Raw genomic sequence first — 20210 nt, 5'->3', positions numbered from 1 at the left:
TCCCCATGCGCGCCAATCCGGCAGTTCGAACCGCAGAGGCAAATGCTCTGGAGGACGCAAGCATCTGCGCGACATTGCCTACATGGCCGCGCTGAGCGCAATCAAGATCAAGGATCCCATTCTCGGCACTTTCTACCAGCGCCTGCGCAGCAACGGAAAAACCTTTAAGATCGCCATCGTCGCAACAATCCGAAAGCTCATAACCATCCTCAACGCAATCGCAAAAACAGACCCTGCTTTTACTTGATCGTCCACGGTTGCTTGATGCGGGATCCAGTCAGCCCAAGTCCTTGGGCTGAAAGAACTTTTTACGCCGCGCAGACGCGCGTCTGCTGGACCCCGCATCAAGTGCGGGGTGACGGTGGTGAATGTGGTGCTACCTGCCCAAGAAACCCCTAAAACCGCCCGCCCTTTTCCGAAATCACCTTCGTCAAACTGCCATCCGCTGGAAACAGCGGAATGAGGCAGGCTTGCAGGGCGTGGTAGATGTCGCCCTTGCCGGGGAAGATGGTGTTGGCGGGTACCAGATTTTCCGTCAGTTCCTCGTGCCAGCCGCCGTGTTTGTGGTCGAGGAAGCTGTTGGCGATGGTGCTCCAGATGCGGCGATAGCTGTCTTCGTAGAACTCATCGGCGGGCAGGTGCTCGTTGAGGAAGTGCGCCGCACCGGCGGCCTCGCACATCGGCCACCAGAGCTTTTCCGTTTTGGCGGGTATGTTGTCCCAATCCAGCGTGTAGAAGAAGCCGCCTTTTTCGCGGTCCCAGCCCAGCGACATGGATTGCACGAACAGCGATTTGGCCGCTGTCGGCATCCACTCATGCTTGCGCTCGCCCAGCACCCAGAGCTGAAGAATAAGGCGCGCCCATTCCAACCAATGCCCGGGGGTGGAGCCGGAAGGACGGAACATCTCGTTGCCGCGATAATCCTTGTCCAGCACCCAGTTTTCATCGAAATGCTCAGGTACGCGGAAATCCAGCGCACCGGCGGCACGACGGATGACGAGATCGGCAATGCGCTCGGCCTTGGTCAGGTAGCTCTTGTCGCCGGTCGCTTCGAAGGCCGCCATCAGCGCCTCCGTCAGGTGCATGTTGGAGTTCTGGCCGCGGTAATTCTCGATGGGAGACCAGTCGCGGTAGAATTCCTCGTTGATGGCCCCGTGCTTTTCTTCCCAGAACCGGGTGTCCAGAACGTCAGTAATGTCGGCCAGCATTTTATCGGCCAGCGGGTGACCAACGGTTTTTGCCGATGAGGCGGCCAGCAGCACGAAAGCATGGCCGTAACCCTGCTTGCTGGCATCGACCGGGCCGTTCTCATCCACCTGCCAGAAATACCCGCCGTGCTCGGCGTCGCGGTGCTTGTTCCACAGATAGGTCATGCCATGGTCGATGATATCGCCACAGCCGGGGCGGCCCAGCAGATGGCCAATGGAGAAGCAATGCACCATGCGCGCAGAGGCGTGGATGCCCCGCACCGGGTTTTCCGGCTGAAGCGGAGCACCCTCACGATCCAGATCGAAAAAACCGCCCTTGGGATTGATGGCGCGGTACTGGAAGAAGTCGAACAAACCCTCCGCCTGCTTTGCCAGCCATTGCCGGTGCCAGGGCAGGGTGCTCCAGTTCGCCTTCGCGTGTTCCGTTTCGGTCATGTTTTCTCCTCGTTCATGTCTTTAGCGGCAGGCGTTACAACGGTGCCTGAAAGTCAGTGCCTCCACCCCTCATTCCTGTGCTTGTCACAGGAATCCAGCCAGCCCAAGTCTTTGGGCTGAAAGAACCTCTTCGCCGCACAGACGCGCGGCGGCTGGATTCCTGTCACAAGGACAGGAATGAGGGAGGCAGTAGAAGTCACTCTTGAGACCGTTGTATCGTACACTCAGATATTCTCTATATCTTTGGGACGTAACAGTGTCATCCATAACGGAAATTTCGTACCCTTGAGTTAGAACGCAAAACCAAAGCTGGAAATGAGCGATATATTGACATAAAGATATCTTTATGTGACTGACGAACTGCAAATCAGCGAGTGAATGAGGAGTATACCGATGTTGGACGATCTGTTTGGCCCTGTAGGGGGCAACAAGCGTGACGGCGCGGAAATCCTGAAAGCGATCCGACAGGCCGCTCAGGAACGCATCCTCATTCTCGATGGCGCCATGGGAACGCAAATCCAGGGGCTGGGCTTCGATGAAGACCATTTCCGGGGTGATCGCTTCATCGGCTGCGCCTGTCATCAGCAGGGCAACAACGACCTTCTCATTCTCTCCCAGCCGGATGCGATCGAAGAGATCCATTATCGCTATGCCATGGCGGGTGCGGATATTCTCGAAACCAACACGTTTTCCTCCACCCGCATTGCGCAGGCGGATTACGAGATGGAAAATGCCGTCTATGATCTCAACCGCGAAGGTGCCTTCATCGTGCGCCGTGCCGCCCAGCGTGCGGAGCGGGAAGACGGTCGTCGCCGTTTCGTGGCCGGTGCCATCGGCCCCACCAACCGCACGGCCTCCATTTCGCCAGACGTGAACAACCCCGGCTACCGCGCCGTCAGCTTCGATGACCTGCGTGTGGCCTATGGTGAGCAGATCGATGGCTTGATCGATGGTGGTGCGGATCTCATTCTGATTGAGACCATTTTCGATACGCTGAACGCCAAGGCCGCGATCTTTGCCTGCGAAGAACGCTTCGCCGCCAAGGGCATTCACCTGCCCGTGATGATCTCGGGCACGATCACAGACCTTTCCGGCCGCACGCTGTCGGGCCAGACGCCGTCTGCCTTCTGGAACTCCGTGCGCCACGCCAACCCCTTTACCGTCGGCCTCAACTGCGCGCTGGGTGCCAGCGCCATGCGCCCGCATTTGCAGGAACTGTCTGAGGTTGCAGATACCTTCATCTGCGCCTATCCGAATGCGGGCCTGCCGAACGAATTCGGCCAGTATGATGAAACGCCCGAGATGATGGCCGCGCAAGTCGCAGAATTTGCCCGCGAAGGCCTCGTCAACGTGGTCGGCGGCTGCTGCGGCTCGACGCCAGAGCACATCCGCGCCATTGCCGATGCCGTTGCCGGTCACGCGCCGCGCAAGGTGGCCGAACACCGCTCCTTCATGTCTCTGTCGGGTCTCGAGCCTTTCGTGCTGACCAAGGACATTCCCTTCGTCAATGTCGGCGAGCGCACCAATGTCACCGGTTCGGCCAAATTCCGCAAGCTCATCACCGCTGGCGATTATACCGCCGCTCTCGCTGTCGCCCGCGACCAGGTGGAAAACGGCGCGCAGATCATCGACATCAACATGGATGAAGGCCTGATCGACAGCCAGAAGGCCATGGTCGAATTCCTCAACCTCATTGCTGCCGAGCCGGATATTGCCCGTGTGCCTGTCATGATCGACAGCTCCAAGTGGGAGATCATCGAGGCTGGCCTGAAATGTGTTCAGGGCAAATCCATCGTCAACTCCATCTCGCTGAAGGAAGGCGAAGAGAAGTTTCTGGAGCAGGCGCGTTTGGTGCGCCATTACGGTGCCGCCGTCGTCGTCATGGCGTTCGATGAGGTGGGCCAAGCCGATACCTATGAGCGCAAGGTGGAAATCTGCACCCGCGCCTACAAGATTTTGACCGAAAAGGCAGGCATTTTCCCAGAAGACATCATCTTCGACCCCAACGTCTTTGCCGTCGCAACGGGTATCGAAGAACACAACAATTACGGCGTCGATTTCATCAATGCCACGCGCACCATCCGCGAAACCATGCCGCTGGTGCATATTTCCGGCGGCGTTTCCAACCTGTCCTTCTCCTTCCGCGGCAATGAGCCGGTTCGCGAAGCCATGCACGCGGTGTTCCTGTATCACGCCATTCAGGTCGGCATGGATATGGGCATCGTCAATGCCGGTCAGCTGGCCGTCTATGAAAGCATTGATCCGGAACTGCGCGAAGCCTGCGAAGACGTGGTGCTGAACCGTCGTGCCGATGGCACCGAGCGACTGCTGGAAATTGCCGAGCGTTTCCGTGGTGGTCCGGGCCGTGAAGCACGAGTGCAGGATCTGGCCTGGCGCGAATGGCCGGTTGAAAAGAGGCTGTCGCATGCGCTGGTCAACGGCCTTACCGATTATATCGAGGCCGATACGGAAGAGGCGCGCCAACAGGCGGCCCGTCCGCTGCATGTCATCGAAGGACCGCTGATGGCGGGCATGAATGTGGTGGGCGATCTGTTCGGTTCGGGCAAGATGTTCCTACCGCAGGTCGTCAAATCCGCCCGCGTCATGAAACAGGCCGTGGCCGTTCTTCTGCCCTACATGGAAGAGGAAAAGCGCCTGAATGGCGGCGATCAGCGTAAGGCCGCGGGCAAGGTTCTGATGGCGACCGTGAAGGGTGATGTGCACGATATCGGCAAAAACATCGTCGGCGTCGTTCTCGCCTGCAACAATTACGAGATCATCGACCTTGGCGTCATGGTGCCTGCCACCAAGATTCTGGAAACGGCCATTGCCGAAGAGGTCGATGTCATCGGCCTGTCCGGCCTCATCACGCCGTCGCTGGATGAGATGGTGCACGTCGCCGCCGAGATGGAGCGTCAGGGCTTCAACATTCCGCTGCTCATCGGCGGTGCCACGACCAGCCGCGTCCACACGGCGGTCAAAATCCATCCGCGCTATGAGAAGGGGCAGGCGATCTACGTCACCGATGCCTCGCGCGCTGTGGGTGTCGTGTCTGCGCTGCTGTCCGAGGATCAGAAGCCTGCCTATATCGATGGTATCAGGGCGGAATATGCCAAGGTGTCGGAAGCGCATGCCCGCAACGAACGCGAAAAGCTGCGCCTGCCTTTGGCTCGTGCGCGCGCCAACGCCCACAAGGTGGATTGGACGGCCTATCAGCCGGTCAAGCCGCAATTCCTCGGCACCAAGACCTTCGAGACCTATGATCTGGAAGAGCTTGCCAAATACATCGACTGGACGCCCTTCTTCCAGACATGGGAAATGAAGGGCCGTTACCCCGCGATTCTCGAAGACGAGAAGCAGGGCGAGGCGGCGCGTCAGCTCTTCGCCGATGCGCAGGCGATGTTGAAGAAGATCATTGACGAACAATGGTTCCGCCCGCGCGCCGTGATCGGCTTCTGGCCCGCCAATGCGGTGGGCGATGATATCCGTCTGTTTACGGATGAGACGCGCGCCAAGGAACTGGCTACCTTCTTCACGCTTCGCCAGCAACTATCCAAGCGCGATGGCCGCCCCAATGTGGCGCTGTCGGATTTCGTCATGCCGCAGGACACTGATGTTACCGATTATGTCGGTGGATTCGTGGTGACAGCGGGCATCGAGGAAGTGGCGATTGCCGAGCGCTTCGAGCGGGCCAATGACGATTACTCCTCCATCCTCGTCAAGGCCCTGGCCGACCGTTTCGCCGAAGCCTTTGCCGAGCGCATGCATGAGCGTGTGCGCAAGGAATATTGGGGTTACGCCGCGAATGAAAGCTTCGGCCCCGACGATCTGATCGGTGAGGCCTATGCCGGCATACGCCCAGCCCCCGGCTATCCGGCCCAGCCTGATCACACCGAAAAGGAAACCCTGTTCCGCCTGCTGGATGCAACGGAAGAAACGGGCGTGGTGCTGACCGAAAGCTACGCCATGTGGCCCGGCTCCTCCGTCTCCGGCCTCTATATCGGCCACCCCGAAAGCTACTATTTCGGCGTCGCCAAGGTGGAGCGGGACCAGGTCGAGGACTATGCTCAGCGTAAGGGTATGCCTGTTAAGGAGATCGAGCGCTGGCTGGGGCCGGTGCTGAACTACGTACCTGTCGAGGCTGAAAAAGAGGTCGAGACCGCCGCCTGACAATCCGATTCATGTGGTTGCCGGGTTGATTCTGAAGTTGGGTCTTACTCATTGATTTGAAAACAAAAAAGCGCGGATCATTCCGCGCTTTTTGTCGTTCTGGCTGCTGCTCGTCCCTTCTATATTTCGACCGGAAGACAGAATTGTCGACAAAGCTTTTACGTAATATTAGATTGTATGAATGTATCTATGGGTTGCTAAATCGATCATCGGCCCTCATCTGGAGGTTAACGTGCAGCAGCTTTCTTCTCTCGTGATGGTCCTCGTCACCCTCATGATTTTGAGCGCCGGTTTCGTAACTGGAGCAGCAAGCGACGGCAATTGGGGCGAGGGTGTCGGCGCGCTCTTCATCGGCCCCATCGTCTTCTTTTTCATCGCCCACACGATTCTTTATCTGGGCGCGCGCCTCGTTCGCGGCAAAGACGGCGTCGCATCCTATACCGCCAGCAAGATCAATCGGATTGCTGCGCTGATGACGATTTTGGCGGCTATCGCTGCGGCTTGAGTGGGGATTTCGGTCACGTCAGCGGGTGGGGCACACCCCCCTCTGTCCTGCCGGACATCTCCCCCTCAAGGGGGGAGATCAGCTAGAGGCGAGCACCTCGCTCTATCTCAGCCCTAGATCGGGGAACAGCCTTCGCAACGTTCAAGATGGCCAAAAGCTAACCACGAGTCGATCTCCCCACCTGAGGGGGAGATGCCCGGCAGGGCAGAGGGGGGTAAGCCAAACCCACCAACGCCCACTCATACCTACTCAAACCGATCAATAATACTAATCCCGCTATCCCTGAACGTGTCCATCGCGGGCAAAGTAATCACCGCATCCGACAACGAAATATGCCGCCCGATCAGCTTTTCCGGCGAAAGCTTGCCGGAGTTGATCATCGCCAGCATATCGTCATAGCGCCAGGCCTGCATGCCGTGGCTGCCATAAATTTCCAGCTCATGCGCAATCACCCGCGCCATCGGTATCTGCGGCATGGAATGATCCGCCAGCATCAGTCCCACCTGCACATGGCGGCCGCGACGGCGCAGGTTGGTGATGGAGTTGCAGCAGGTTTGCGGATGGCCCAGCGCGTCCACGGAGACATGCGCGCCGCCGCCGGTGATCTCGCGCACGGCTTCGCTTACGTCAGAAACCTCGCGGCTGTTGATGGTGGCGATCGCGCCCAGCTCTTTCGCCAGCGCCAGCTTGTCCTCGGCAATGTCGATGGCGACGACCTGTGCGCCGAGCCCGGCACCGATCATGATGGCGGAGAGGCCAACGCCGCCGCAGCCATGCACAGCCAGCCATTCGCCGCCCTTCAGCCGTCCCTGATCGACCACGGCACGGAACGAGGTAGCGAAGCGGCAGCCGAGGCTGGCGGCGGTATCGAAGCCCATCTCATCGGGCATATGCACGAGGTTCTGGTCGGCATAATCGATGGCGACATATTCGGCGTAGGAGCCCCAGTGGGTAAAGCCTGGCTGGAACTGCGTTTCGCAAACCTGCTGGTTGCCGGAGCGGCATTCCTGGCAATGACCGCAGCCAGACACGAACGGCACGGTAACGCGGTCACCGACCTTGAAGCGCATGACGTTTTTGCCGACAGCAGAAATCACGCCCGCAAATTCATGGCCCGGCACATGCGGCAGGCGGATGTCGCTGTCATGGCCCATCCAGCCGTGCCAGTCGCTGCGGCACAGACCTGTCGCCTTGACCGAGATCACCACGCCACCTGGCGTTGGTTCCGGGTCCGGCAGGTTGGCGATGATGGGCGTTTCACCGAAGCGTTCGTAGAATAATGCGCGCATGCGTTTTCTCCTGAGATGGCCTTGTCTAGCCCGATCTCCCAGTCGGAAACAGTGCGTCAGTCTGCTACAATCATCAAATGTTCTGATGCAAATTTCGGCGTGATGGGTTCGCCGATATCTGGTGGTGGTATCTCCCGATACCGTCGTCACTAAAGAGTCGGATCTCTTTTTGGAGAGGAGGTTCTGTCCTTGGCGCGTTGAAAGGCAATGGGTGTGGTTACCCCCCTCTGTCCTGCCGGACATCTCCCCCTCAAGGGGGGAGATCGGCTGGGCGCGCGCTCCCTGCCTCTACCGCGACGTTAGAGATAATCGAGCGATCACCACGAGTCGATCTCCCCACCTGAGGGGGAGATGTCCGGCAGGACAGAGGGGGGTAAGCCACACCCACTGCCCCACAATTATCGGCGAAGCCTTGAGAGCTGTCAGTCTGCCACAATCATCAAATCGTCCGATGCAAATTTCAGCGTAATCCGCTCACCAATCGCGGGTGGTGTCTTGCCGGGATCATTGAACATATCGAAGGAGAGCGTCGCACCGCCCACATCCATGCGCGTGCGAATGACCGAGCCGAGGAAGTGGCTGGAGGTTACGATGCCTGATATGGCGACGTCACCGACATTGGCTTCACCCAGAGAACCGGCCTCGGGCCGCAACGCCACGGTGACCTTCTCGCCATTGCCTTTGCCCAGCGGCTTTTTCAGCGAAACCTGCTGATCGCCCATTTGTATCGTGCTGGTGCTCGCATCAACAACGGTAGCATCGATCAGGTTCAACGTACCCACGAACGATGCCACGAACCGGGTCGTTGGCTTGTTGTAAATATCGAAGGGTGTTCCGATCTGGTCGGCGCGTCCGGCATTCATCACCACGATGCGGTCGGAGATGGTGAGGGCTTCTTCCTGATCATGGGTCACGAAAATGGTGGTGATGCCGAGCTTGCGTTGAATGCTGCGGATTTCCTCACGTAGCGACACGCGGATCTTGGCATCGAGCGCCGAAAGCGGCTCGTCCAGCAGCAGCACCTGCGGCTTGGGGGCCAGCGCACGTGCCAGTGCCACGCGCTGCTGCTGCCCGCCGGACATCTGGTAGGGGTAACGGTCGGCCAGATGATCCAGATGGATCAGCGCCAGCATTTCTTTCACCCGCGCATCGATTTCCGCCTTGGGCTTGCCTGCGATCTTGAGGCCGAAGGCGACGTTTTCGTAGACGTTCATGTTGGGAAACAGCGCATAGGCCTGAAACACCATGCCGATATTGCGCTGGTTGGGTTTCAGCGTCGTCTGGTCCTTACCGTTGATGACGATTGAGCCTTCGCTGGGCGTTTCGAAACCGGCGATCATGCGCAAGATGGTGGTCTTGCCGCAGCCGGATGGTCCGAGGAAGGAAACGAATTCTCCCTGTTCGATCGCCATGTTGAAATCATGGACGACCTGAACTTGGCCAAAGGATTTTCTGATGTTGTGCAGTGTCAAAAAGCTCATAAAATAAGTCCTCAGGCCTTGGGAGGCGCGCCTTTTTGATAGCGCGAGACGAGTTGAATAAGGCCTAGGCAGCCCCAGGTGATGCCGAAGGAAATGACGGCAAGGGCAGCAGGCTCATAGGCGCGGTTGGCACCCAGCAATTGCATGTAAGGACCAAAGGCCGGGCGGTTCAAAAGCGCTGCCATGGTGAATTCACCGATGACGATTGCAAAGGTTAGGAACGCACCCGATAGCACCGCAACCAGCACATTCGGCAAAATGATGCGGGCGAGAATGGTTGTCCATCCCGCGCCCAGGCTTTGCGCGGCTTCGGTAAGCGTGGTGATGTCGATGGTGCGAAGCCCGGTATCGACGGCGCGGTACATATAGGGCAGCGCGAGCGTCGTGTAACCGAACACCAGAAGCAGGTTGGTGCCCGATGTCGTCCCCGTTAACGGCAGCCAGCTGGAGGTGTTGTAGAGCCTGATATAACCGAACACGATGACGATGGCCGGAATGACCAGCGGCAGAAGCGTGATGAATTCGATGACGGGACGAAGCGCTGGCAGTTTCAGTCGCACCCAATAGGCTGTGGGAACAACCAGCAGTATGCCGAAAATGATGGTACATAGCGCCATCATGATTGAGAAGGTGAACGTCTCCTGAAAGCGCGGATCGCTCAGCACCTTGCCATAGGCGTCGAACGAATATTCGCCGCGGCGCATTTTCAAGGAAAAATTCGTCATGCCGATCAAGGGCAGAGCGAAGTAGAGCATGCCGAACAGCAGCGCACCCCAGGCGAATAGACGCTTCATTTCAGCCACCTTTCGCTGCGCGTGCGCATCCAGATATAGAGCGTGTTGGCAATACAGGTGACAAGGATCATGCCGAAGGCCAGCGCATAACCGAGATTGGGATTGCCCAGCACATCACCGCGGATTTGCGCAAACAGCAGGATCGGGACGATGTTGAGCGAGGAGCCGGTGAGCGCAATCGCCGTGGCAACTGCGCCGAATGCATTGGCAAACAGCAGCGAGAATGTGCCGAGGATCGATGGCAGCAGAATGGGGAAGGCCACCATGCGCCAATATTGAAAGCCGCTCGCGCCTAAAATTTCTGCCGCCTCGCGCCATTCGCGCTTCAGACCATCAAGTGCAGGCGTAATGATGAGGATCATCAGCGGTATCTGGAAAAACAGATAGGTGACCGTCAGGCCCCAGAAAGACAGAATGTTGAAGCCCAACAGGCGCAGATCAAGGCCCAGCTGCGTTTTCAAAAACACGGTGACGAGGCCGACCGGCCCAAGTGTGGCGATGAAGGCGAAGGCCAGCGGAACGCCTGCAAATTGCGATGCGACGCCGGAAAAGGTCAAAAGCGGCGAGCGAATTCTCTGCGGCAGGCCGCCGAGAACAACGGCAGTTGCGACGCCAAACCCGATCAGACAGCCGAGAAAAGCGGAGGCGACGCTGATCTTGATGGAAATCCAGTAGGCTGACAGAATGGAAGCGGTGAAAAGGCCCGCAATGTTTTCTAAAGTAAAGCTGCCATCGGGCGTCTGAAAAGCGCCAAGGACGATTTTCATCGTCGGCATGATCAAAAAAAGTACTATAAAAATGGCAAATGGCAGAACGCCCAGCCACTCCAGCTTCAGGCGAGGCCTGACTGCTGGTCGCGATGGCGCGCCATTGATGTTTGATGACATATGATGTTCCCAAACGCCGCGATCATCGCGGTCTTCTATCTTATAAAACCAGCCGCCCCGGCCTTTGACTACACCGGGGCGGCTGTTTCGTTCGTTACTTCACGTTCGCGCCGACAACCTTGTCCCAACCGCCGGTGACGGCAGCCTTGTTGGCATCCAAGTCTTCGAGTGTCGGGAAGATTGCCTTTTCATAGGCTGCTGCTGGTGGCAGGGCATCCAGCAGATCCTTTGGAATCTTGTTTGCTTTGGCCAAAGCATTGAAGCGGATTGGGTGGCAGAAGCCCTTCAACCAGCCCAGCTGTCCTTCGTCGGAATAAAGGTGTTCCATCCACAGCTTCGCAGCATTTGGATGCGGTGCGTAGGCGGAAATGCCCTGCACATAGACACCGGCCAACGCGCCCTTTGTCGGCACGACGACTTCTGTTGGCGGGTTGCCATTCAAAGTCTTCGCCCAAGACAAGGCATTGTAGTCCCAGGTCACGACGATCGGCGTCGCACCCTGTGCTACGGTACCAGCCTTGCCGATGACAGGCAGGAAGTTTCCAGCCTTGTTCAGCTCGCCGAAATATTTCAGTCCAGCTTCACCGGCTTCCTTGCCGTCCTTGGCGCCGGTGGAAAGACCGGCTGCGAGCACGCTGAGAATTGCCTGGCTGGAAGCGCGCGGGTCACCTGCAAGTGCCACCTGACCAGAATATTCCGGCTTGAGCAGATCGGCATATTCCTTCGGCGAATTAGATACCAGATCCTTGTTCACCAGAATGGACATGACACCGTAATAGTCGCCGTACCAGTGGCCGTCGGCATCCTTCACATTGTCAGGAATTTCGTCCCATGTGGAAACCTTGTAAGGCTGGAGAAGACCTTCCTTCTTGGCCTGTGGGCCGAATGCCAGGCCAACGTCGATCACGTCAGGCGCCTGTGGGCCCTTGTTGTCCTTGTTGGCCTTGATGGCCTCGACTTCGTCGGCAGAACCGGCGTCCGGGTTCAGCTCGTTGACCTGAATTTCAGGATATTTTGCCTTGAAGGAGGCGATGACGTCGCCGTAACCGCACCAGTCGTGGGGCAGGGCGATGGTCGTCAGTGCGCCTTCCTTCTTGGCGGCTGCGATGAGTTCTGCGCTTGGGGCTGCAGCGGCGATCGCAGTGGATGCGATGACCATGGCAGTGGTGAGCGATAGCAGTCGGCGGCTGTGCGAGATCACGTTTAGTCTCCTCTTGTGTCTCATGCGTCTGACGACGCTGTACGTGGGTTGCATGAACGTTATGTGACGGTTTTTTCAGGCGAAACTCGCCCTCATCATAGCCTCTGCCGTTTTCTTGCCATCATTACGCCCGTTCGTCGCCATGATATTTGAGAAACGACATAAAAAATTCGTGTTGCGCCATTTGTTCGTTGGCGGACGCTTTCTTCAGTTCTCCTCTTTTCCCGGCTTTCGAAAAAGGCGGGTCTGCTCGAACAGGCCTTCCAGCGAATTCATCCGCTGACGGGTTTCGTCCCAGCCATTGCTCTGCACCGCCTCGATCAGCGCTTCCACCACGAACAGCGTCACCACCGAGCTGTCCCATGCGGATGGCGCTTCGATGCGCACGCGAAACGTATGTTCGGCAAAGCGCGAAACCGGCGATGTCCATTGATCGGTGAACAGTAGAATACGGACATTGTTGTCGTGCGCTACCTGCGCCAGCGTCACCATGTCCTGTTCGTATCGGCGGATATCGAAGATCACCAGAACGTCGCCCGCATTCATGTTCAGCATATATTGCGGCCATGAACTGGAATTGGATGACATCAGCGCCGTCTTGGGGCGGATGACCTGCATATGCGTGAAGAAATATTCGGCAATCGCCCCGGTAATGCGCCCGCCGACGAAGTAGATGCTGCGTTTTCTATCCGCCAGAAGGGTGGCAGCATTGTCGAAGGATGCCGTATCGAGATCGCTCAGCGTATCGCGCAGGTTTCCCGTTATGGCATCGGCAAAGCGGTTGAGAATGTGCAGGCCCGGCGCGTTGCTGGCCCAACGGTCATGCTTGGCGATGGGGTTGGAAATCGTCGCTTCCAGCTCCTGATGCAGCCGCCCCTGAAACTCGGCATACCCTTTGAAACCCAGCTTCTGCACCATGCGCGCCACCGTCGGCGTAGAGACGCCGGCATTTTCGGCAACGATGGTAATGCTTCCCAGCCCCGAGACGGGGTAGTTGCCGAGAAGACTTTCCGCAAGGCGCTTTTCGGCACGCGTCAGGGTCTCGTAATGAGCCTGGATAACGTCCGAAACGGTCGCGGCCGAACTGTGCAAATTTTTCCCCTAGCCGAGCTTTTCGCCGGTCTGTTAGCGCTGATTAAGATACGGCGGGGAAAAGGAGTCAATCAAAAAAATGAAGAGAAAATTTCAAAAACCATTTGACACTTTGGCATGTGTGAAGAATTCTTTTCTAACTGTCGGGGGACAGTGATGTTGACAGCGGGGTACACCATGATGGTGCAAGCACAGTTTTTCACAAGCGACGAGGCTGAGCCCGTTGTCGTGGAAAACCCGCTCGGCAAGGGCAGGGTGCTGCTCGTCTGCGAACACGCCTCTCACACGCTCCCCGCTCGCTTCGGCACCCTTGGCCTCAGCGAAGATGTGCGCACAAGCCATATTGCCTGGGACCCCGGTGCTCTCGCCGTCACCCGTTTCCTGTCGGCAAGCCTCGACGCCACCGTCATCTACCAGAACTATTCCCGGCTGATCTATGACTGCAACCGCCCGCCGGAATCGCCTTCCGCCATGCCTGTTGCCAGCGAAATCTACGACATTCCCGGCAATGCGGATTTGAGTGAAGCAGAGCGTTTTGCCCGCACGGCAGCGCTCTACATCCCGTTTCAGACCCGCGTCAGCGAACTTGTTGCTGCACGCGACAACATCGTGCTGGTGACGATGCACAGTTTTACGCCTGTCTATCACGGCAAGCGCCGCGACGTGGAAATCGGCCTGCTGCACGATAGGGATGCGCGGCTGGTGGATGCCATGCTGGGTCACACCGAGGGCTCGGCTTTCAAGGTCGAGCGCAACGAACCCTACGGCCCGGAAGATGGCGTAACGCACACGCTGCGTCTCCACGCGCTTCCGAACGGTCTGTTGAACGTCATGATCGAGGTCAGAAACGACCTGATCCAGAACGAGGAGGGGCAGCGGGCTGCTGCCGATTTTCTGAGTGGTCTTTTGACAAAGGCAATCGCCGCTCACAGCCCCTGAATTCGCTTTGGCGGGAATTGCCCCGCCGAGCAAGAATGCCGTTGCATATCCAAAGAAGGCCAGACAGGTCCGGGGTGCAACGTGGGAACAGCAGATGTGCATGGCGTCATGGGTTTTCCGTCGCGCCGAGACTGGGGCAAAATCGGCCATTCTGGCTGACAGCCTGTTTTTCTTGATCAGGAGAGAACGGCATGGACAATTCATCATCAGGGGTCAGCTATAAGAAGGCTGACGCATCTTACTTTGAAAAAAGAGGGCTCTCGCGTTACGCGGGCGTCTGGTCGCTCTGGGCGCTGGGCGTCGGCGCGGTTATTTCGGGGCATTTTTCCGGTTGGAATTTCGGCTTTGCCACCGGCGGCTGGGGCGGTATGCTGGTTGCGGGCATGATCATCGCCGTCATGTATCTGGGGCTGACATTCTCCATCGCGGAAATGAGCCCGGCTTTGCCGCATACGGGCGCGGCCTATTCTTTCGCGCGCACGGCCATGGGCCCGTGGGGCGGCTTTATCACCGGGCTTTGCGAGAACGTCGAATACGTCCTCACACCCGCCGTCATCGTCACCTTCATCACGGCCTATGTGAACTCCATTTTGGGGTTAGACCCGGTCTATTCACCGCTCCTCTGGGTGCTGTTCTACGTCATCTTTCTGGCGCTCAACGTCTTCGGACTTGAACTGTCCTTCAAGGTAACGCTGGTCATCACACTGATTTCGCTTGCTGTTCTCGTCTTCTTCTGGGTCAGTGCCATTCCCAATATGGACTTCTCCCGCTGGGCTCTGAACATCGGCGTCGGCCCGGATGGCGCGGCGGTGGAACTGCCTGAAGGCAACGGCTCGTTCTTCCCCTTCGGTTTCTCCGGCGTTCTCGCCACGCTGCCCTTTGCCGTCTGGCTGTTCCTCGCCATCGAACAATTGCCGCTGGCCGCCGAAGAATCGGTTGATCCGAAGCGCGATATGCCCAAGGGCATCATTCTCGGCATCATCACGCTGATGATTTCCGCCTTCATGATCGTGCTGCTCAACCCCTCGCTACCAGGCATCGGTGCCTTCCATCTCGGTTCTTCGCTAGAGCCGCTGCTGGATGGTTTCAAGGCTGTCTATGGTGATGGCGGCGTGGTTCTCCTCGGCTTCGTGGCTCTCACGGGCCTCATCGCCAGCTTCCACACCATCCTCTATGCGCAAGGCCGCCAGATCTATTCGCTCTCGCGTGCGGGCTATTTCCCGACGGCACTGTCGGTCACGCACCCCAAGTTCAAGACACCGCATGTGGCGATGTTGACGGGTGCCATCGTCGGCCTCGCCGTCATGATGACCATCTGGTTTGCACTGGGTGCCACGGAAGGCGGCAGCATCATCGGCAGCGTGCTGCTCAACATGGCCGTGTTCGGGGCTATGTTCTCCTATATTATGCAGGCGATCTCCTTCATCATGCTGCGCCGTAACCTGCCGGATATCGAACGGCCCTTCCGTTCGCCGCTCGGCATTCCCGGCGCTGTGCTGACCATCATCATTGCCGTCATAACCTTGCTCTATCAGGTGCAGGACCCGAACTTCACCAAGGGCGTAATCTGGGTGGCGCTGTGGTTTGCCGTTGCCATCGCCTATTTCGCGCTGGTCGGCCGTCATCGCCTCATCCTGTCGCCGGAGGAGGAATTTGCGCTGGAGCACAAGCAGGCCGCACTCAATGCGGCGGCTTCGAAGGCTTGAACCAACTCCAAAGGGCGACCGGCAACGGTCGCCCCATTGAATCAAAAGGAAACATCATGACGACCTACACATTCGACGCGCTTAAAAAGGATGTCGCTGAAGGGCGCATAGACACGGTTCTGGCATGCCTCGTGGATATGCAGGGTCGTCTGATGGGCAAACGCTTCCAGGCGGAATTTTTCGTCGAAAGCGCCTATGAAGAAACCCATAGCTGCAATTACCTGCTGGCCACCGATATGGAGATGGAAACCGTTCCCGGTTACAAATCCACCAGTTGGGAAAAAGGTTACGGCGATTATACGCTGAAGCCCGACCTCTCCACGCTGCACCGCGTTCCGTGGCTAGAGGGAACGGCTCTCGTGTTGTGCGATGCCTATGACCACCACACCCACGCCGAAGTCGCCCACTCGCCGCGCGCGCTTTTGAAGAAGCAGGTCGCGCGCCTGGAAGCCATGGGCCTCAAGGCCTTCATGGCCAGCGAGCTGGAATTCTTCCTGTTCGATCAGAGTTTTGAAACTGCCCGCGCCAGTGGCTACCGCGATCTCAATCTGGTCAGCCCCTATAATGAGGACTACCACATCTTCCAGACCACCAAGGAAGAAGAGGTGATGCGCGCCATCAGAAACAATCTGCAAGCCGCTGGCATTCCTATCGAAAATACCAAGGGCGAGGCCTCTGCAGGCCAGGTGGAACTCAACGTTCGCTATGCCGATGCGCTCACCATGGCCGACCGTCACGCCATCATCAAAAACGCCTGCAAGGAAATCGCCTGGTCCAAGGGCAAGGCCGTCACCTTCCTCGCCAAATGGAATTACGATGCCGCAGGCAGCTCCTCGCACATCCACCAGTCGCTGTGGAGCCTGGATGGCAAGACGCCCATGTTCCTCGACAAACAAGGCGAACACGGCATGTCCGACATGATGCGCCATTACGTGGCGGGGCTTCTGGCGCACGCCAGCGAAGTCACCTATTTCCTGGCGCCTTACATCAACTCCTACAAGCGCTTCATGGCTGGGACCTTCGCGCCCACCAAGGCCATCTGGAGCACGGATAACCGCACGGCAGGTTACCGCCTCTGTGGTGCCGATACCAAGGGCATCCGCATCGAATGCCGCGTCGGCGGGTCGGATATCAATCCGCATCTTGCCATGGCGGCCTTGCTTGCGGCAGGCATTGACGGCATTGAAAATAAGCTGGAACTTGAGCCGCAGTTTAAAGGCGACGCCTATGGCGGCAAGGACATTCGCGAAGTCCCCAAAACGCTTCGCGATGCGACCGACCACCTCAATGGTTCGAAAATGCTTCGCGGCGCTTTCGGTGATGATGTAATCGATCACTATGTTCGCGCCGCAAAGTGGGAGCAGGAAGAATACGACCGCCGCGTGACCGACTGGGAAGTCGCGCGCGGTTTTGAGAGAGCATAAACAACATCGGACCGAAAAGTGTGAAGCGGTTTTCGGATCATCCGATGTGAAGCAAATAAAATCATAGGAAAACCATCATGGTCATGATCCAGAATATCTCGCCGATCGACGGTTCGGTTTTTGCCGAGCGCGATGCGATGTCGCTGGATGCGGCGCGGACCGCCGTATTGAAAGTGCGCGCTGCGCAAAAATCCTGGGCGCGTCGCCCGTTGGAAGATCGCGTTCAACTGGTGCTGAAAGGTGTGGCCCGGCTGAACGAAATGGTGGGTGAAGTCGTGCCGGAACTGGCCCACATGATGGGCCGCCCGGTTCGCTATGGCGGTGAGTTCAAGGGTTTTAACGAGCGCTCCAACTATGTCGCAGCGATTGCAGCCGACGCATTGGCGCCGCTTGTCATCGAGGAAAGCGGCGATTTCGAACGCCGCATCGAGCGCGAAGCGCACGGCGTCGTCTTCGTCATCGCGCCGTGGAATTACCCTTACATGACGGCCATCAACACGATTGCGCCTGCCTTGATGGCGGGCAACACGGTCGTCATCAAACATGCAGCACAGACGTTGCTGGTGGGTGAGCGCATGGTGCGGGCCTTCGTGGAAGCAGGCGTGCCTGAGGATGTCTTCATCAACCTCTTCCTCGACCATCAGACCACATCGGCGCTGATTTCCGAAAGCCTGTTCAACTTCGTCAACTTCACCGGCTCTGTCGAAGGCGGTCGCGCCATCGAGCGCGCTGCCGCGGGGACCTTCACCGGCCTTGGTCTGGAACTCGGCGGCAAGGACCCCGGCTATGTCATGGAAGATGCCGATCTGGATGCGGCGGTCGATACGCTGATGGACGGTGCGACCTTCAATTCCGGTCAATGCTGCTGCGGCATCGAGCGCGTCTATGTCAACGAAGCGCTGTTCGATGCCTTCGTTGAAAAATCCGTCGCCTGGGTGTCGAACTACAAGCTCGGCAACCCGCTGGAGCAGGAGACTTCGCTGGGCCCGATGGCCAACAAACGTTTCGCCAAAGTCGTGCGCCAGCAGGTGGCCGATGCGGTTTCCAAGGGTGCGAAGGCTTTGGTCGATCCCAAGCTGTTTGCCGCCGATGATGGCGAAAGCGCCTATGTCGCGCCGCAAATCCTCGTTGATGTCGATCATTCCATGGAATTCATGACCGAGGAAACCTTCGGCCCCGCCGTCGGCATCATGAAGGTGAAGAACGACGATGAAGCGCTGCGCCTGATGAATGACAGCAAATACGGCCTGACCGCATCGCTGTGGACGCAGGATGCTGAGCGGGCAGGGCGCATCGGTCGCGAGATCGAAACCGGTACCGTCTTCATGAACCGCGCCGATTACCTCGATCCGGCTCTCTGCTGGACCGGCGTCAAGGATACCGGTCGCGGCGGCTCATTGTCGGTCATCGGCTTCCAAAACCTGACCCGTCCAAAATCCTACCATCTGAAGAAAGTCACGAAATGAACATCGTCGCAAACTGGAGCTACCCGACCCCGATCAAGATGGGACGCGGCCGCATCAAGGAATTGGCGGACGCCTGCAAGACGCTCGGCATAAGGAAGCCGCTGCTCGTCACCGACAGAGGCCTCGCCAGCATGGCGATCACGGCCCACGCGCTGGATATTCTGGAAGAGGCAGGCCTAGGCCGCGCCATCTTTTCCGAGGTGGACCCGAACCCCAACGAGATCAATCTCGAAGCAGGCGTGAAAGCCTTTAGGGATGGCGGCCATGATGGCGTCGTCGCCTTCGGCGGTGGCTCCGGTCTCGATCTCGGCAAGGCTGTCGCCTTCATGGCAGGCCAGACCCGCCCCGTTTGGGATTTCGAGGATATCGACGACTGGTGGACCCGCGCGAACAGCGAAGGCATCGCCCCCATCGTCGCCGTGCCGACGACGGCAGGCACGGGTTCTGAGGTGGGTCGCGCCAGCGTCATCACCAACTCGCAGACCCATGTGAAGAAGATCATCTTCCACCCGAAGTTTCTGCCCGGCGTGGTCATCTGCGATCCGGAACTGACGGTCGGCATGCCCAAGGCCATCACCGTCGGCACCGGCATGGACGCCTTTGCCCATTGCTTGGAAGCCTATTCGTCGCCCTTCTATCACCCCATGAGTGCCGGTATCGCGCTTGAGGGCCTGCGTCTCGTCAAGGAATATCTGCCGCGCGCCTACAAAGACGGCACGGACATCGAAGCCCGCTCCAACATGATGGCCGCCGCCGCCATGGGCGCGGTCGCCTTCCAGAAGGGGCTGGGCGCCATCCATTCCCTGTCGCACCCCATCGGCGCGGTTTACAACACCCACCACGGCATGACCAACGCCGTCGTCATGCCCGCCGTCCTGCGCTTCAACCGTCCTGTTATAGAAGACAAGATCGCCCGCGCGGCCGCCTATCTTGGCATCGAAGGCGGCTTCGATGGCTTCTATGATTATGTGCTGGAGCTTCGTAAGGAGCTTGGCGTGCCTGACAGCCTTACGGCCATGGGTATCAAGCCCGACCGGGTGGATGAGCTTGTGGCAGAGGCGATCAAGGACCCGAGTTGTGGGGGTAACCCGGTGGAGATGACGGCGGAGAATACGAAGGCGTTGTTTCTGGAGTGCTTTTGATATTGGCTAATGATGGCGGGTGGGGCTCACCCCCCTCTGTCCTACCGGACATCTCCCCCTCAAGGGGGGAGATCGGATGGCCGAGCCACCTCACTTCAATCTCCACGTCGAAGATGTGCGAGAGGTCGCCACGAGTCGATCTCCCCACCTGAGGGGGAGATGCCCGGCAGGGCAGAGCGACTGTCTTGGCAGTCAAGCGTTTTGCCATGGTTTATTTTCCCGGATGATGGCGTTGAGGATGGTGAGAAGCTTGCGCATGGTGGCGACAATGGCGACGATCTTGGGCTTGCCGGATGCCACGAGGCGATCGCGGAAGGCTTTGAGGAACGGATTGTGACGGGACGCAACCAGTGCCGCCATGAACAGGACAGCCCGCACCTTCGAGCGCCCGCCACCGATAAAGCTCTTGCCTTTCCACTTGCCCGATTGCCGCGTCCATGGTGCCAGTCCCGCAAGCGATGCGATCTGGCG

The 20210-nt window shown here is 58.3% G+C and carries 16 protein-coding genes; 8 read left to right on the top strand and 8 right to left on the bottom strand.

What is annotated here, in order from left to right; translation table 11 throughout:
• A partial coding sequence (locus DSM25558_RS28005; protein ID WP_143240257.1) for a transposase occupies window positions 1-247 on the top strand: 247 nt, incomplete at its 5' end.
• 148 nt (window positions 248-395) lie between these two features.
• Here the strand turns inward: DSM25558_RS28005 and DSM25558_RS26470 are convergent.
• On the bottom strand, window positions 396-1643 hold the full coding sequence (locus DSM25558_RS26470; RefSeq protein WP_077107623.1) for an AGE family epimerase/isomerase: 1248 nt from the start codon (window positions 1641-1643) through the stop codon (window positions 396-398).
• A gap of 393 nt (window positions 1644-2036) precedes the next feature.
• On the opposite strand from DSM25558_RS26470, the gene metH reads away from it, so the two are divergent.
• Complete coding sequence (gene metH, locus DSM25558_RS26460) at window positions 2037-5813, top strand: methionine synthase (RefSeq protein ID WP_077107622.1); 3777 nt, start codon at window positions 2037-2039, stop codon at window positions 5811-5813.
• 232 nt (window positions 5814-6045) lie between these two features.
• Window positions 6046-6318 carry a hypothetical protein gene (locus DSM25558_RS26455; protein ID WP_143240256.1) on the top strand — a complete coding sequence of 91 codons (273 nt, stop codon included), beginning with the start codon at window positions 6046-6048 and terminating at the stop codon, window positions 6316-6318.
• Window positions 6319-6563: 245 nt separating this feature from the next.
• On the opposite strand, the gene DSM25558_RS26450 is transcribed toward DSM25558_RS26455, so the two are convergent.
• The 6 genes from DSM25558_RS26450 to DSM25558_RS26425 all read right to left on the bottom strand — a co-directional run bounded on the left by DSM25558_RS26450 (window position 6564) and on the right by DSM25558_RS26425 (window position 13062).
• Window positions 6564-7607: a zinc-dependent alcohol dehydrogenase family protein gene (locus DSM25558_RS26450; protein WP_077107620.1), complete on the bottom strand. Its 1044-nt coding sequence runs from the start codon at window positions 7605-7607 to the stop codon at window positions 6564-6566.
• A 422-nt stretch (window positions 7608-8029) separates the two neighbouring features.
• On the bottom strand, window positions 8030-9088 hold the full coding sequence (locus DSM25558_RS26445; RefSeq protein ID WP_077107619.1) for an ABC transporter ATP-binding protein: 1059 nt from the start codon (window positions 9086-9088) through the stop codon (window positions 8030-8032).
• An 11-nt stretch (window positions 9089-9099) separates the two neighbouring features.
• Window positions 9100-9882, bottom strand: a complete 783-nt coding sequence (locus DSM25558_RS26440; protein ID WP_077107618.1) for an ABC transporter permease — start codon at window positions 9880-9882, stop codon at window positions 9100-9102.
• The gene (locus tag DSM25558_RS26435) at window positions 9879-10769 is read right to left on the bottom strand and encodes an ABC transporter permease (protein WP_077107617.1); all 891 of its coding nucleotides are present in this window, start codon (window positions 10767-10769) and stop codon (window positions 9879-9881) included. The genes DSM25558_RS26440 and DSM25558_RS26435 overlap by 4 nt, the downstream gene beginning before the upstream one ends.
• A gap of 94 nt (window positions 10770-10863) precedes the next feature.
• Entirely contained in the window at window positions 10864-11970 is a 1107-nt protein-coding gene (locus DSM25558_RS26430) for an ABC transporter substrate-binding protein (protein WP_077107616.1), read from the bottom strand.
• Between the two features lie 207 nt (window positions 11971-12177).
• Window positions 12178-13062: a MurR/RpiR family transcriptional regulator gene (locus tag DSM25558_RS26425; RefSeq protein ID WP_077107615.1), complete on the bottom strand. Its 885-nt coding sequence runs from the start codon at window positions 13060-13062 to the stop codon at window positions 12178-12180.
• A gap of 177 nt (window positions 13063-13239) precedes the next feature.
• Here DSM25558_RS26425 and DSM25558_RS26420 point away from each other — a divergent pair, with 177 nt between their 5' ends.
• From DSM25558_RS26420 to DSM25558_RS26400, 5 genes are all read left to right on the top strand, one after another.
• On the top strand, window positions 13240-14001 hold the full coding sequence (locus DSM25558_RS26420) for an N-formylglutamate amidohydrolase (RefSeq protein WP_077107624.1): 762 nt from the start codon (window positions 13240-13242) through the stop codon (window positions 13999-14001).
• A 191-nt stretch (window positions 14002-14192) separates the two neighbouring features.
• Complete coding sequence (locus DSM25558_RS26415; protein ID WP_077107614.1) at window positions 14193-15707, top strand: amino acid permease; 1515 nt, start codon at window positions 14193-14195, stop codon at window positions 15705-15707.
• Window positions 15708-15763: 56 nt separating this feature from the next.
• Window positions 15764-17131: a glutamine synthetase family protein gene (locus DSM25558_RS26410; RefSeq protein ID WP_077107613.1), complete on the top strand. Its 1368-nt coding sequence runs from the start codon at window positions 15764-15766 to the stop codon at window positions 17129-17131.
• A gap of 77 nt (window positions 17132-17208) precedes the next feature.
• On the top strand, window positions 17209-18597 hold the full coding sequence (locus DSM25558_RS26405; protein WP_077107612.1) for an aldehyde dehydrogenase family protein: 1389 nt from the start codon (window positions 17209-17211) through the stop codon (window positions 18595-18597).
• Window positions 18594-19739, top strand: a complete 1146-nt coding sequence (locus DSM25558_RS26400; RefSeq protein WP_077107611.1) for an iron-containing alcohol dehydrogenase — start codon at window positions 18594-18596, stop codon at window positions 19737-19739. The genes DSM25558_RS26405 and DSM25558_RS26400 overlap by 4 nt, the downstream gene beginning before the upstream one ends.
• Before the next feature lie 192 nt (window positions 19740-19931).
• On the opposite strand, the gene DSM25558_RS26395 is transcribed toward DSM25558_RS26400, so the two are convergent.
• Window positions 19932-20210, bottom strand: a 279-nt coding sequence (locus DSM25558_RS26395; protein ID WP_143240255.1) for a transposase, incomplete at its 5' end; no start/stop codon positions are given.

It is taken from the genome of Agrobacterium sp. DSM 25558 (assembly GCF_900100825.1).
GTDB lineage: Bacteria > Pseudomonadota > Alphaproteobacteria > Rhizobiales > Rhizobiaceae > Agrobacterium.
This window is presented reverse-complemented; position numbering and strand designations above follow the sequence as displayed.